The following is a 13080-nucleotide window of genomic DNA, read 5'->3' on the forward strand; positions in this document are numbered from 1 at the left end:
CAGGCAGAAGGTCTGGGCGTGCACGCCGGTGGAGGTTCGGGTGTCTTTGAGTTCGTCGTCGACGTGGACGGTGCAGGTGATGGAGTCACCGTCGCCCTGGGCGACGATGTTGGGCGAGGCTGCCGGTGCGGTGGTGGACAGAGTGAGCTTCCACGGCAGCGGGGCGTGGTCGATGCGCTGCGGCTTGGCGTCCAGGTCGAGGTAGTTGATGTCGGCGTAGCTGCCGGTGCCGGTGATCTCGTAGGTGACGACCTTGGGCTTGAACGGTTTGGCGTCGTCGGCGAAGTTGCGCGGGGTGACGATGACGGGGTTCTGGCCGAAGTAGCCGCGCACGCGTTGCACGGTGAAGCCGGCGACCAGGGCCACGGCGAGGATGAGCAACGGGATCCACGCCTTCTTGAGCGCATTGCCGATCACGCTGCGATCTCCTTGGTCACGCTGACCCTCCCCGTCCTTCGATTGCTCGACATGCCCTGGCGGACCGTGTGAGCTGGGGCGTTGCGCACCGCTTGTGTAGCGCCGCCACCTGTGTCACATTTCAATCTGCCGATCGGCAGACTCAGCGTATCCACCAAGGTAAACTTAGACAAGTTAAGCGAATCAATTGATGCAGGTCGGTGCCCACATCGGGGCATCCCGTGTGACGCAGGTGACGTGACCGCGAGTGCGGTGACCACGGCTACACGGCGACCGATTCGGGTCGCCGGTGAACAGGGAGCGGGGATTGGCCAAATCGGTGGGGCCACGCGGATCGGCGCGGGCACGGGTGATCGAAGCCGCCCTGGCGTTGTTTGCGGACCACGGCGTGAACGGCACATCGCTGCAGATGATCGCGGATCACCTCGGGGTCAGCAAGGCTTCCGTGTACTACCAGTTCCATTCGAAGGACGACATCGTGCTCGCCGTGATCCGGCCGGTGTTCGCCGAACTCGATCAGCTGGCCACGGCGATCGAGGCGCAAGAGAACGCGGCGGCGCGCCAGGAAGCCGCGATCACCGGATTCGTCGAGCTCGCGGTCCGGCACCGGCGCGTGACGGCCGTCTTCTATCGCGACCCGGCCATCGACACCCTGGTCAAAACCCACGAGGAGTGCAGCGCCATCAACCAGCGCCTTCGCAAGGTGCTGGGAATGGACAGCGCAGATACCGAGACCCGGGTGACCATGTCGCTGGTCACCTCGGGCGTCTACGGCAGTGCGATGGATCCCGACCTACAGGACATCCCCGACGATGAACTCCACCGCATCCTGCTGCAGTCCGCGCGGCGGCTGCTTGCGGTGGAGGAGCGGGACGCTATTCGGCGATGAAGACGGGGATCAGGCGGTCGGTCTTGGTCTGGTACTCGGCGTAGGGCGGGTAGGCCTCGACGGCCCGGTCCCACCATTCCTGCCGTTCGTCACCCTCGAGCTCACGAGTCGTCAGCTCGAAGACCTTGTCGCCGTCCTGCGCCGTGATCTGCGGGTTGGCCTTGACGTTGTGGTACCACGACGGGTGCTCGGGGGCGCCTCCCTTGGACGCCACCAGGGCGTAGCGGCCGTTGTGCTCGACCCGCATCAACGGCACGAGACGCTTCTTGCCGGACTTGGCTCCGGTGGTGGTGAACAGGACCACCGGCCGATCGAGGATCTGCACCCCGTCGGTGGTGCCCTGCGCCAGAATCTGTTCGGTCTGCTTGCGCACCCAGTCGGTGGGGCTCAGTTCATGTTCGGTCACTTTGTTCCCAACGGATTGAGGAAGCCGGGTTATTCCGGTCGCGACCGATTCTTCCCGGTCTGCAGGCATCCGGGGGAGTGCTCGGCCGAAATCCCGTGGCCGCAGAGGTAGCCACCCCCAGAATCGTTAGTTAGGTTAGCCTAAGTTGTGTGTCGACGATATGGGAGACGCTGCCGCCGGAGGTGAGTTCGGCGATGCTCTCGACGGGGCCGGGGCCCGGTTCATTGCTGGCAGCCGGCGCCGCGTGGCGGGCGTTGGCTGGCCAATATGCCGACGCCGCAACGCAATTGGCGGGGATCCTGGCAACGATCCAGGGCGGGGCGTGGGACGGTCCGACCGCCCAGCAGTATGTGGCCGCGCATGGTCCTTTCCTCGACTGGCTGACCTCGATGAGCGCCGTTGCCGAGGCGATCGCCGAGCGGCACGACACCGTTGTCGCCGCCTATTCGGCGGCTGTCGCGGCGATGCCGACGTTGGCCGAACTCGCCGCCAATCACGCCGTGCACACCAGTCTGCTCGCGACGAATTTCCTTGGCCTCAACACCATTCCGATAGCGCTGAATGAAGCCGACTACGGCCGGATGTGGCTGCAGGCGGCCGCGACCATGCGGGTCTACGAGGGCGTCTCCACGGTAAGTCTCGAGTCGTCACCGACCGCATCGCCGGCGCCGGCCATCACGTCTGCGGAAGCCGGTATGTCGGCCCGTGCGGCCTCGTCGGGCTCGGGCCAATTCACGTTCCGTGATCCCGCGGGCGTCGTCGTCGAGCAGATCCGAAAGCTCGTCAACGCGCTGGCCGAGTGGGCCCGCGATCTGCCGGAACCGTTGCGCAGCATCGCCACTCAGGTGTTGGACGGCGCGGCGGCGGCGGTGAACGCCAAACTCTTCAGCATCCTGACCTACTCCGTGCTGGATCCGCTCATCTACTTCGGCCCGTTCGCCGCGATACCCGCACCCGCGGCCGCTGCTGCGGCGGCTGCCGCAGCAAGCGCCGCAGCCCCGGCCGAGCCGGCTCCGGAGCTGACGCCGGGTCCGGTCGTCGAATCAGTTCCTGTGAGCGACAACCACGTTCAGGATCGCGGCGCAGTGCCGGTGGTCGGCACTGCCGCGCCGGCGGCCACTGCGTCCGCGCCCGCGCTACAATCGGGTTCGGCGCCGATCCCGTCGTCGTCCCCCGCGCCGATGGCTCCCATGCCCGACGCGCCTTACCTGTACGCCGTCGGCGTCGGCCCGGACGGGGAGGGTTCGGCGCCGACCGTGCGCGGTGCGGCCACCCAGGCGGTATCTGCGCCGGTTCAGGAACCTGTGGCGGCAAGTGCGGCCGTCGCCGAGCGTCGCGCGGCGCGACGGCGCCGGAAATCGCGGCAACATCGGCACGAGCCGATGGCGGCCGATGGCCGGATGACGCTACCCATGCCGGGCGAGCCCGAGGTCAGCGCTTCCGGCAGCCATGCCGAACTCGATGCCACGGCACGTGGGCTGGTTGGTTCGCGGGCGACGGTGCCGAGCGAGGTGGTGCGGAAGCCGATGCTGCCGTCGACCTGGGCCAGGGCCTAGTTGACGAATCGCTGGGCGCGAGCGGGCGCCGACGAGGTGGCGCGCGCCTGCCGGTATCCGACCAACCCGCCGGCGGCGGTCAGTGTGATGATGCCGGCGAATCCGGGGACGGCGACCGCCGCGACCTCGCTGAGGCCGGCGGCCCGCAGGTAGTCCGGATAGCCCGGCCGGAAGTCCTTCGCTGCGAGGAGGTGGGTCTCGGCGGCGAAGACGTCCCGGGGCTGGACCGGCGGGACCGGTTTGTCGGTGGTGCCCGGAGCGCCCGGCGAGATGTCGCGCGGCAACGAATCAGCGCTCGCGGCAAAGGTTTTCGGCAGCTGGTTCGAGTTCTGCGGGAAGGCCCGGCTGTCCGGTGGCAACTGGATGGCGGGCATGCCCGGCGTGTATTGCAGGAACGGCAGGTTGGAAGCCGCCGTCGCCAACTCGCGGACGGTGGTCTCGATGGGGTTGATCAGCGCGTCGGCGAAGACGGGCAGGGCGGCAAGACCTGGAATCGGGACGGCGTCGACGACCGTCGGGATGGTGGTCTTGACGAGGTCGAGCGCGGTCAACGGAACCTGGGCCACGGCCAGCGGCAGCTGCGCCAACGGGGGCTTGGGATCGGTCGCGACGCCGGTGTCCTGGCTGTTCTTCGTGGGTTCCGGCGTCAGGGCGGCCGACGGTTGGGGTGTCCCGTTGTTCGCCGGCGTCGGCACTGACGCGGAGAACGTCGCCGAGCCGCCGGGCGTGAGCAGCGGAGGGTTCTGGCCGGGCTTGGGCTTGACGCCCGGCACGAGGCCGGTCAGCGGTGTGCCGCCGATGATGCTGGTCGGGTGCTGGATGATGCGGGTGAACTGGCCGACCATTCCGCCCAGGGTGGTTTGCAGGTTCGAGGACGAGCTGCTGCCGGTCGTGGAGCCGGTAGTCGACGATCCTGTCGTCGTCGTGGCGCCGGTGGTGCTGCCACCGGTCGTCGTGGACGTGTCCGAGCCGGTGGTCGTGCCGCCGGTCGACGAGCCCGTCGAAGTGCCGGTGGTGCTCGAGGTGCCAGTGGTCGAGCCGCCCGAGGTGCCAGTGCTGGAACTGCCGGTGTCGGTGTCGGCCAACGCCACGACGGCTTCGGGACCCAACGCCAGCAACCCCGCGGTAACGAGGCTGGCGGCGGCGAGGAGCCGCGCGTGGGGCATCACGCGGAGATCACCTCCCCTTTTCTGACCAAAGTGCAGTATGTCACACGCGTCTGACCATTACCTATGAACAAAGTAAGCCCTACTCCGGCGTCAATTGATGCGGCGTTTTCTCGACGTCCGACAGCGGGTTGAACCGGCCGTGGCGGGACCGGAACAGGTCGACGATCGGCCACTTATTGACGCCTCTTCCGATTTGTGTCAGAAGGTGTTAATGGGGCAAATGTGACTACTGGTGTTATTGAGTTGAAGCTCTCGTAAGAAAAGGAGACAGAATTTCAGTCTGGTCTCAGAGATCAAGGTAGCGAAACGCATAGGGTTCGAACGGTTATCGGTCCGTGTTGTATTTGTGACTTTTGTAGCCCACCGTTACCGAAGTGAAACCAGTGCCCAGTGTGGCGCCGAGCACTCAGGAACAGGGAGCGTGCTGATGACCGCAACTACTGAAGTGACGTACCGCAGACGATCGGTGGCCGCCCGCCCGGGCCGGCCGAAGACCGGGAGGACACAGGTCGGCTCGGTGGATGTCATCGCGACGTCAGCCGCGGTGCTGCGGCCTGTCGTGGTGGCCGGGGCGATCGTGGCCGCCGCCCTCATGTGGGGACCGCGCGCCCAGGCCGACGTCGTCCATGACGCGCTCAATGACGTCGGTATCGGCAACAACGGACCCGTCAGCAACGCCATCGCCGAGGTGGGTACCTCGATCTGCCCGCTGCTGGTGCAGCCGGGCAGCCAGATGGCCAGCACGGCAACCCAGATGAGCGGCAACGGCGGTATCGCGCCGCCGCTGGCCGGGTTCGCCACGCAGGTTGCGATCCAGACCCAGTGCCCCGCCTTCATGACAGCACTCGCAAACGGAAACATCCCGGCGCTGATGAACGGCGGCCTGCCGGTGACACCGCCGGGGCTGCCCGCTATGCCGTCCGTCGGGTTGCCGGACCTGTCGGGCGCGACGACCGCGGTTCCCGGCACGCTGGGGGCGGTGCCGGGCACGCTTGGTGCGGTGCCGGGCACGCTGGGCACGGCCACAACTCCCGTTTCGAGCGTCTTGGGCGCGGCCACCGCTCCGGTGCCGGGCACATTGGGCGCGGTGACGGCACCGTTGCCCGGCACGTTGGGTGCCGCGACGGCTCCGGTCTCCGGTGCGCTCGGTGCGGCGACCGCCCCGGTGGCTTCGGCGCCGGGCCTTACCGCGCCGTCGGTCGCGGTGCCCGCACCCGGTCTGCTGGCGCCCGCGACGCAGGCGCCTTTGCAGCTGGCCTCGTCGCCGGTCGTCCCGGCGATTCCCGGCTACTGAGGTCTGACCCCGCCGACGGGACATCGGCGGGAATGCATTGAGGGCTGTGGCTTCGAAAAGCCACAGCCCTCAATGTTGTTGCGCTACTTGTCAGCTGTCGTGGCTGCTGCTGCCGCCGCTGCCGCTGGTGCTCGACGCGTGCGACGCGCCGCCGCCCTCGGGCGCACGGTGCTTGCCGCCGGTCGAACCCGCGGGCACGGAGACCGAACCGCTCGCGCCTTCGGGAGCGCTGTGCTTGCCGCTCTTCGAGGACTTGTCGGCCTTCTTGGACTTGCCCGAGTCGGCCTTCGTGGACTTGTCGTCGGTCGACTTGTCGGCACCGGCCTTGTCGTCCGACTTGCTGCCGGCCTTGGTGTCCGGCTTGTCGGTGCTCTTGGTGTCGGTGTCCTTGGCGCCCGAGTCCTTGGCGTCGGTGCCCTTGGTCTCGGTCGACTTGGTGTCGGTGCCCGTGGTCTCGGTCTTCTCGTCGGTCTTGCCGGCGGGCTTGCTGGTGTCCTTGGCGTCGGTCGGACTGTCGGTGGCGGTGCTGCCCGTCGTCTTACCGGTGTCGGTACTCGTCGGCGTCGTGCCCGGCGTGCCGGTCGACGTCGCACCCGCGGCCTTCGGCGTCTCCGTCTCGGCGGAGGCGGGCTTGGCCGTCAGCGACAGCGTCTGGGTGGTCGGCAGCGTGGTGGCCGAAGCCAGCGACTTCAGCGACGTCGTGGCGGCCACCGGCGTTGCGGCCAGCGGGAACCCGGAGAGGATCGCGCCCGGCAGGGCCTGCAGTCCGGCGATGAGGGCACCCGGCAAGGCGCTGATGCCCTTGATGATGGTGGCCGGCAGGGTGGACAGGTTCTGCAACGCGGCGATCGCGGTGTTGATCGCGGTGGTGATGAGCACCGGGATTTTCGCGGTCGTGCCGTTGAAGAAGGTGGCGTTGATCGCGTTGATGCCCTTGATGATGGCGTTCGGTGCCGCGATCAGGGTGTTGACGATCGGGAGGATCGTCTGGTTGTAGATCGCCTTGTTGATGTTGTTGAGGCCCGTGATGATCGCGTTCGGCCCCTGGATCAACTGCGCGACGAACGGCCCGACGGTCTGGGCGTAGATGGCGGCGTTGAGTGTGTTGATGGCCTTGATGAACTCATTGGGGCCGGCGATGAGGTTGTTCAGGAACGTCTGGTACGCCGTGAACGGCAGCGAGATCAGCTGGAGCAGATCGGCCGGGAAGGCAGTCAGGTAGTACTTCTCCGCATAGGTGGACACGGTGGAAACGGTGGCCACTGCGGAATGTGCCGCTTGCAGGGAGTGCGGCGCGGGCAGCGGTGCCGCGGCTCCTACCGAGGCGACGACGCACACCGAGCACATTCCGGCAACGAGAGACGAAGGCAGTGCGTTGTGCCGAACAGCGATTTGCATGATGGACCCCGGATTCAGTGAGGCAGAGCGGAATTAGGCGGTCTGAAAGTAGCGGAAACCGGCATGTGCCACTAGCTGAGCAAATTCCCTCATCGGCCGCCTGACCAGGCAATACGTGCACTATTTCCCCGCCGGGGTAAATAAATCAAGCTGAAGTTTTCCAAGAATTCATCCGGGCCCGGCCGCTGTGACGGCCACATCATTTGCCAGCGGTGCGGTGTGGGCGCTCGCCGAACCGGTCACGGTGTGGTGTGGTGGTGACGATGTCCGACTTCACATTCCGTGCTGCGGGGCTGGCTGCCGCGACCCTGACGGGTGCGGTGTTGGCGCTGGCCGGAAGCCCGGTGGCGGCGGCCGATCCCACAACGGACGCCCAGGGATTCGTCGACTCGACGGCGCGCTGCCCGACCGGCGATACCGCGGTGGCGTTCGGCAGCACCGCGTCGTCACGGGTCGCCGTCTGCAAGAGCGCCGGCGGAGAGTACCAATATCGCGGCGTCCGGATCAGTGACGGCGCGAAGCTGATCGCCGCCGCAAGCGCGGACGGCCGGGGCGGCTACACCGCGACGAGCGACGGCATCACCTATACCGTCACCGCGAAATCGCTTGATATCAGCGCCGGTTCGCAGTCCGTCCGGTCCGAGCCCATGACCTTCTTCCGCGGCGGCGGGCCGTTGCCCGCAACCGCGGCCGCTGCGCCTGCCCCGGCGGGTACGCCGTCCACTCCGGTTACCGGAGCCCCCGCGCCCGTACCGACCACGCCGCTGCCGCCGCCGTTGCCGGCGGAGGTCGGCGGCACCCGTCAGAGCGGGCACTGACCTGACCGCAGGCGTCAGGCCGTCCGGGTGTCCCCGGGCTTGGCGGGGTGAATGCCGCAGCTGCACGCGCTGATCGACGGGCAGGTGCACTGCATGCCCCATTCGACGACCGCTCGCGCGAGATGCAGCTCGGCGATCTTGGCGTCGATCTCGGCCAGCTTGGTCTCTGCCAGGGCGCGGCTGGCCGGGCGCCCGGGGGCGTCGTCGGCGAACAGCAGCTGGATCTCATCGAGTGAGAACCCGGCGGTCTTGCACACCCGGATGACGTTGAGGCGATCGATGACGGTGTCGTCGTAGCGGCGTTGACCGCCGACCCGGGCCGGCGCCGGGATGAGACCGATCTGTTCGTAGTAGCGCAGCGTCGTCGCGGCGACGTCCGTGCGTGCCGACACTTCGCCGATGGTGAACGTGGCCATGACACTCCTGATTCGGCCTTGACTTGAAGCCAACTCTAAGTCGTTGACTGTACGCATGGCTACCAACACACAGCGATCAGACATCAGTGAATTGGGCAGGACCCGCTACGCGCTGCTCCGGAGCTACCGGCGTGACGGCGAGCCGGTCGATACGCCGATCTGGTTCGCCGTCGAGCAGGACGCAATCGTGTTCCGGACCAAGCGTGGTCCGAAAACCGCACGGCTGCGCGCACATCCGCGTGTCGAACTGACGGCGTGCGACTACCGAGGCCGAAAGCTGAGCGGCGCAACCGTATTCACAGGCACGGCGACGATCCTCGAGGGTGGGGCCGCGGCGGAGGCGAACCGGGTGTTGCACCGGCGCTACGGGTGGCAGTGGAATCTGGTGCCGCTGATCAGGATTCCGGGGGTGACTCAGGTGCACGCCGGGTTGCCGTTGCGGGAGAAGTGGCACAAGGCACGGAACCGCGGTGTCTGGGACGACAGCGCCATCGTGCGCATCGACTTCGGCTCCTGACGTTTGATCCTGTGCCCCAGGTAGGAGTCAACACCGACAAAAAGCACGGTGCCGACACCAGATTGGTGTCGGCACCGTGTTGGAGGTCGAAGGTGCGGTCAGAAAGCCGGCGTCGCCATGTGCGTCTTGCGACGGTGGTGGAGCAGGGCACTCAGCCAGCGGAGATCGATCAACATGTTCAGTTCCTGTCTTACGCGGACTTCTTGGTGAGGAACGGCAGCAACCGGCGACGCTCGTACATGCTGTCCGAGAAGTGGTGCAGCGCTTCGGAGACGGAGGTTGCGGTCGGGAAGGCGGACTCTGCACCGCAGGCCAGCAGTGCGGTCGAAACCGGCTGGGATGCAATGAGGGACCACTCGTTGCCTGCTGCGATGCAGCTGTCGTTGACCTTGTCGAGCAGTTCGACGCAGGACACTGCGAACGAGGTGACCCCGCTCAGGTCCAGGATGAACGGCTTCTCTGGGAGTACGCAGCGCCGTGCCTGCGCTGCAACCAGGTCCACATCGGTTTCGTCGATGACTCCGGTGACGGTGAGTACCGTCGCCAGTTGACGGCACTGGGCGCGCACCTCGGCGTCGCCGCAGGCGACCGCCGGATTGCCATAGCGGAAAGCGGCTGTCGATGCCGAGTCGCTGGTGACCTTGCCTGTCACTACAGCCATGTGATGCCTCCCTTCGATGTTGCCGAACGCCCGACAGCTGTGTCGTTTCTCCGGCTCGAGATCGAAGTTATGTGGCCAAGTTAAGGTACCGGGGAGTAAGTCCTAAATCATCGCTAAGAAGTGTGATTGCTTCAGCTAGCAAACATGGTCTCAGTGGGGTAACGGTCACGGTCGGCGCAACTGATGGCCCTGGTAGCCCACCCACGGCGAATAGTCGGCGATGAGTGGCTCCTGCGGCGGCCGCAGTTCTTCCGGCACGTGCTGCAAATTGATCCGGATGCGGTACCAGATCGAGCTGGGTCCGCGCATGCCGTCGACCAGAACATCTATGGCTTCCAGGGCAGATGCCGCCTCCGGATGCTTCGCCCGCCACTCGTCGAGCGCGGCCATCGCCTCGTCGCGCGTCTTCGTTCGAGCAACCTCGATGAGCGGCATCTGCGAGGCCCGCCGCCCATCGGCGGACGTGCCACCCTCGGTTTTCTCGGTCTTGGGCATCGGACCCAGTTCTTCGGCCAGCGCCAGCAACCCCTCCAGGCCGCCGGCGGCGTCGTCCATGCCGGCCCACGGGTCGCCGAATTGCGCGTACCGGGCGGGCACCGTCGCCACCGTGAATTCCTCCGGACGGCAGCCGGGGACCTCGTCCCAGAACAGCGGTGTCGAGACGCGGGCGTCGGGCCGCGACCGCACCGAGTACGCCGACGCGACCGTCCGGTCTTTGGCGTTCTGGTTGAAGTCGACGAACACGCCCTGGCGTTCCTCTTTCCACCACCGGCTGGTCGCGAGCTCGGGCGCTCGCCGCTCCACCTCGCGGGCCACGGTCTGGGCGGCCAACCGCACCTGCTTGTACGGCCAGTTCCGCTCGATCCGGGCGTAGATGTGGAAACCCCGCGAGCCGGACGTCTTGGGCCAGGCCGTCAGTCCGTAGTCGGTGAGCACGTCGCGGACGACGGCTGCGACGTCGAGAATCTGCGGCCACTCGACACCCGGCATCGGGTCGAGGTCCACGCGCAGCTCGTCGGGGTGTTCCAGGTCGTCGGCCCGGACCGGATGCGGATTGAAGTCGATGCAGCCCAGGCTCACCGCCCACACCAGCCCGGCGGCCTCGTCGATGACGGCTTCCTTCGCCGAGGTACCGGAGGCGTATTTCAGCTCGGCGACGTCGATCCAGTCGGGTCGCTTCTCCGGTGCGCGTTTCTGAAAGATGGCTTCCTGGGCAATGCCTTTCACGAACCGCTTCAGGATCATGGGCCGCCGCGCGACGCCGCGCAGCGCACCATCGGCGACGGCGAGGTAGTAGTTGACCAGGTCGAGCTTGGTCACTCCCGGTTCCGGAAAGATCACCTTGTCCGGGTTGCTCACGACAACCTCGCGCCCGCCCACTTCGAGGGACCGCGAGTCACCCATGAAGTCATCGTAATTGGCCCGAGAATTGGGGCCGGAGTTCTGGCCGCGTTACCCGCGGTGTCACCTATGGTTGGCTCATGGCGAAGCTGACTGACCTCCCGTCGCAGGTGGCAAACAAGGTTCAGGAAACTTTGGAGAAGTCGGTCGGTAAATACGTCGACCGCGGCGCCGCCGAACTGCACTACGCCCGGAAGATGTTCGAAGCGGGTGCGCTCAAACTCGAATCGCCACAGCACATCGCCGCGATGCTCGCCGACATCGTCCGCTGGGGTGAGATCGGTATGGTTCCGGCGCTCAACGCGCGCCGTACCCCGCACCGCACCGCCGTCATCGACGACGACGGCGACATCACTTTCCAGGAGTTCGACGACGCCGTGAACGCGACGGCCAACGCGTTGCGCGCCAAGGGCATTCAGGCCGGCGAAGGCGTGGCGATCCTGGCCCGCAACCACCGGTGGTTCCTGATCTCGGTATACGGCGCGGCGCGGGTCGGCGCGCGAATCATCCTGATGAACACCGAATTCTCAGGTCCGCAGATCAAAGAGGTCTCCGAGCGCGAGGGCGCGCAGCTCATCATCTACGACGACGAATACGCCGACGCCGTCGCGTTGTCCGAGCCGCCCCTGGGCAAGTTGCGGGCGCTGGGGTACAACCCGGACAAGCCGGAACCGTCGGGCAGCATCGACGAACCCCTGGCCGATGTCATCGCCCGGACCAGCAGCCTCGCGCCGCCGAAGGTCGCCAAGCCGGCGTCCATCATCATTCTGACCAGCGGCACCACGGGAACTCCCAAGGGCGCCAACCGAAGTGCCCCGCCGTCGCTGGCCCCGGTGGGCGGCGTGCTGTCGTCGGTGCCGTTCAAATCCGGCGAGGTCACCAGCCTGCCCGCGCCGATGTTCCACGCGCTGGGCTACCTGCATTCGACCATCGCCATGCTGCTGGGCAGCACGTTGGTGTTGCGGCGCCGCTTCAAGCCGGCCACCGTGCTCGCCGACATCGAGCGGCACCGGGTCACCGCCATGGTGGTGGTGCCGGTGATGTTGTCGCGCATCCTCGACGAACTGGACAAGACGTCGCCGAAGCCGAACCTGTCGAGCCTGCGCATCGTCTTCGTGTCGGGTTCGCAGCTGGGATCCGAGCTCGCGACGCGGGCGCTCAAGGATCTGGGTCCGGTGATCTACAACCTGTACGGGTCGACCGAGATCTCGTTCGCCACCATCGCGCGTCCACAGGATCTGTCGATCAACCCGGCGACGGTCGGCCCGGTGGTCAAGGGCGTCCGCGTGAAGATCTTCGACGACAACGGCAAGGAACTGCCCCAGGGCAGCGTCGGGCGCATCTTCGTCGGCACCACCTTCCCGTTCGAGGGGTACACCGGCGGCGGTGGCAAGGAGATCATCGACGGGATGCTGTCGTCGGGCGACGTCGGTTATTTCGACGAACGCGGACTCCTGTACGTCAGCGGCCGCGACGACGAGATGATCGTCTCCGGCGGCGAGAACGTGTTCCCCGCCGAGGTCGAGGACCTGATCAGCGGGCACCCCGAGGTGGTGGAGGCGACCGCGATCGGCGTCGACGACAAGGACTTCGGCGCGCGTCTGCGGGCCTTCGTCGTCACGACCGAGGGGGCGACGGTCAGCGAGGACGACATCAAGGCCTACGTCCGAGATCACCTGGCGCGCTACAAAGTTCCGCGCGAGGTCGTCTTCCTCGACGAGTTGCCGCGTAACCCCACCGGCAAGATCCTCAAGCGCGCGCTGCGCGACATGGAACTCGGCGCGGAGTAGCTCGCGCGGCTCAGCCGCCGTTCACATACCAGGACAGACACGCCGGCCTGCCACGGCACGCGATGATGGCGCCCGCGTCGGGCGCCGCACCGCGCACCTTCGGGGTGTTCCGGTCGGGCAGGTTGCAGTTCACGACGTACGGGTTCCACGGGACAACGCCGTTGACGCACGGATCGCCCGTGGCCTGCAGCGTCGTGGTCGGGCTGCGCAGTGTCGTCGGCAGGATCGTGAACGCGATCGCGACGGCCCCGATCAACATCGGCCGTAGCATGCGCGCCGCTCGTGTAGTCGGCTCGTGCGTGGTCATGATCATCACCACCAAAATGTGCTTTCGCCTACCTCGACGGT

At 66.8% G+C, this 13080-nt stretch carries 14 protein-coding genes; 6 read left to right on the top strand and 8 right to left on the bottom strand.

From position 1 onward, the window contains the following. Positions 1-417, bottom strand: a 417-nt coding sequence (locus tag H289_RS0126425; RefSeq protein WP_020103866.1) for an MmpS family transport accessory protein, incomplete at its 3' end; no start/stop codon positions are given. A gap of 307 nt (positions 418-724) precedes the next feature. On the opposite strand from H289_RS0126425, the gene H289_RS0126430 reads away from it, so the two are divergent. Continuing rightward, entirely contained in the window at positions 725-1306 is a 582-nt protein-coding gene (locus tag H289_RS0126430; protein ID WP_029105784.1) for a TetR/AcrR family transcriptional regulator, read from the top strand. On the opposite strand, the gene H289_RS0126435 is transcribed toward H289_RS0126430, so the two are convergent. Further along, complete coding sequence (locus tag H289_RS0126435; protein WP_020103868.1) at positions 1293-1712, bottom strand: nitroreductase family deazaflavin-dependent oxidoreductase; 420 nt, start codon at positions 1710-1712, stop codon at positions 1293-1295. The genes H289_RS0126430 and H289_RS0126435 overlap by 14 nt on opposite strands. A 149-nt stretch (positions 1713-1861) precedes the next feature. Here H289_RS0126435 and H289_RS31420 point away from each other — a divergent pair, with 149 nt between their 5' ends. Then, entirely contained in the window at positions 1862-3268 is a 1407-nt protein-coding gene (locus H289_RS31420) for a PPE family protein (RefSeq protein WP_155944274.1), read from the top strand. Here the strand turns inward: H289_RS31420 and H289_RS32075 are convergent. After that, positions 3265-4437, bottom strand: a complete 1173-nt coding sequence (locus H289_RS32075; RefSeq protein WP_138158290.1) for a hypothetical protein — start codon at positions 4435-4437, stop codon at positions 3265-3267. The two genes, H289_RS31420 and H289_RS32075, sit on opposite strands and share 4 nt — an antisense overlap. A 427-nt stretch (positions 4438-4864) precedes the next feature. Between H289_RS32075 and H289_RS32080 the strand changes: the two genes are divergently transcribed. Beyond that, positions 4865-5731 carry a DUF732 domain-containing protein gene (locus H289_RS32080; RefSeq protein ID WP_155944275.1) on the top strand — a complete coding sequence of 289 codons (867 nt, stop codon included), beginning with the start codon at positions 4865-4867 and terminating at the stop codon, positions 5729-5731. Between the two features lie 90 nt (positions 5732-5821). Here the strand turns inward: H289_RS32080 and H289_RS0126455 are convergent, their stop codons facing one another. Further along, the gene (locus H289_RS0126455) at positions 5822-6976 is read right to left on the bottom strand and encodes a hypothetical protein (RefSeq protein ID WP_155944276.1); all 1155 of its coding nucleotides are present in this window, start codon (positions 6974-6976) and stop codon (positions 5822-5824) included. Positions 6977-7392: 416 nt separating this feature from the next. Between H289_RS0126455 and H289_RS0126460 the strand changes: the two genes are divergently transcribed. Beyond that, on the top strand, positions 7393-7947 hold the full coding sequence (locus tag H289_RS0126460) for a hypothetical protein (protein ID WP_036421602.1): 555 nt from the start codon (positions 7393-7395) through the stop codon (positions 7945-7947). Between the two features lie 14 nt (positions 7948-7961). Here the strand turns inward: H289_RS0126460 and H289_RS0126465 are convergent, their stop codons facing one another. Continuing rightward, entirely contained in the window at positions 7962-8363 is a 402-nt protein-coding gene (locus H289_RS0126465; protein WP_020103874.1) for a MerR family transcriptional regulator, read from the bottom strand. A 55-nt stretch (positions 8364-8418) separates the two neighbouring features. Between H289_RS0126465 and H289_RS0126470 the strand changes: the two genes are divergently transcribed. Next, positions 8419-8880, top strand: a complete 462-nt coding sequence (locus tag H289_RS0126470) for a PPOX class F420-dependent oxidoreductase (RefSeq protein WP_020103875.1) — start codon at positions 8419-8421, stop codon at positions 8878-8880. Positions 8881-9070: 190 nt separating this feature from the next. On the opposite strand, the gene H289_RS0126475 is transcribed toward H289_RS0126470, so the two are convergent. Both H289_RS0126475 and ligD read right to left on the bottom strand, forming a co-directional pair. After that, positions 9071-9541, bottom strand: coding sequence for an STAS domain-containing protein (locus H289_RS0126475; RefSeq protein WP_036421575.1), 471 nt, complete (start codon positions 9539-9541; stop codon positions 9071-9073). 165 nt (positions 9542-9706) lie between these two features. Continuing rightward, positions 9707-10945, bottom strand: a complete 1239-nt coding sequence (gene ligD, locus H289_RS0126480; RefSeq protein ID WP_020103877.1) for a non-homologous end-joining DNA ligase — start codon at positions 10943-10945, stop codon at positions 9707-9709. Between the two features lie 77 nt (positions 10946-11022). On the opposite strand from ligD, the gene fadD2 reads away from it, so the two are divergent. Beyond that, on the top strand, positions 11023-12732 hold the full coding sequence (fadD2, locus tag H289_RS0126485) for a long-chain-fatty-acid--CoA ligase FadD2 (protein ID WP_020103878.1): 1710 nt from the start codon (positions 11023-11025) through the stop codon (positions 12730-12732). Positions 12733-12742: 10 nt separating this feature from the next. Here fadD2 and H289_RS33205 read toward each other — a convergent pair whose 3' ends face one another. Beyond that, complete coding sequence (locus tag H289_RS33205) at positions 12743-12991, bottom strand: hypothetical protein (protein ID WP_225433645.1); 249 nt, start codon at positions 12989-12991, stop codon at positions 12743-12745. Positions 12992-13080: the final 89 nt, after the last annotated feature.

Origin of the sequence: Mycobacterium sp. 360MFTsu5.1 (assembly GCF_000383495.1) — a bacterium.
GTDB lineage: Bacteria > Actinomycetota > Actinomycetes > Mycobacteriales > Mycobacteriaceae > Mycobacterium > Mycobacterium mucogenicum_B.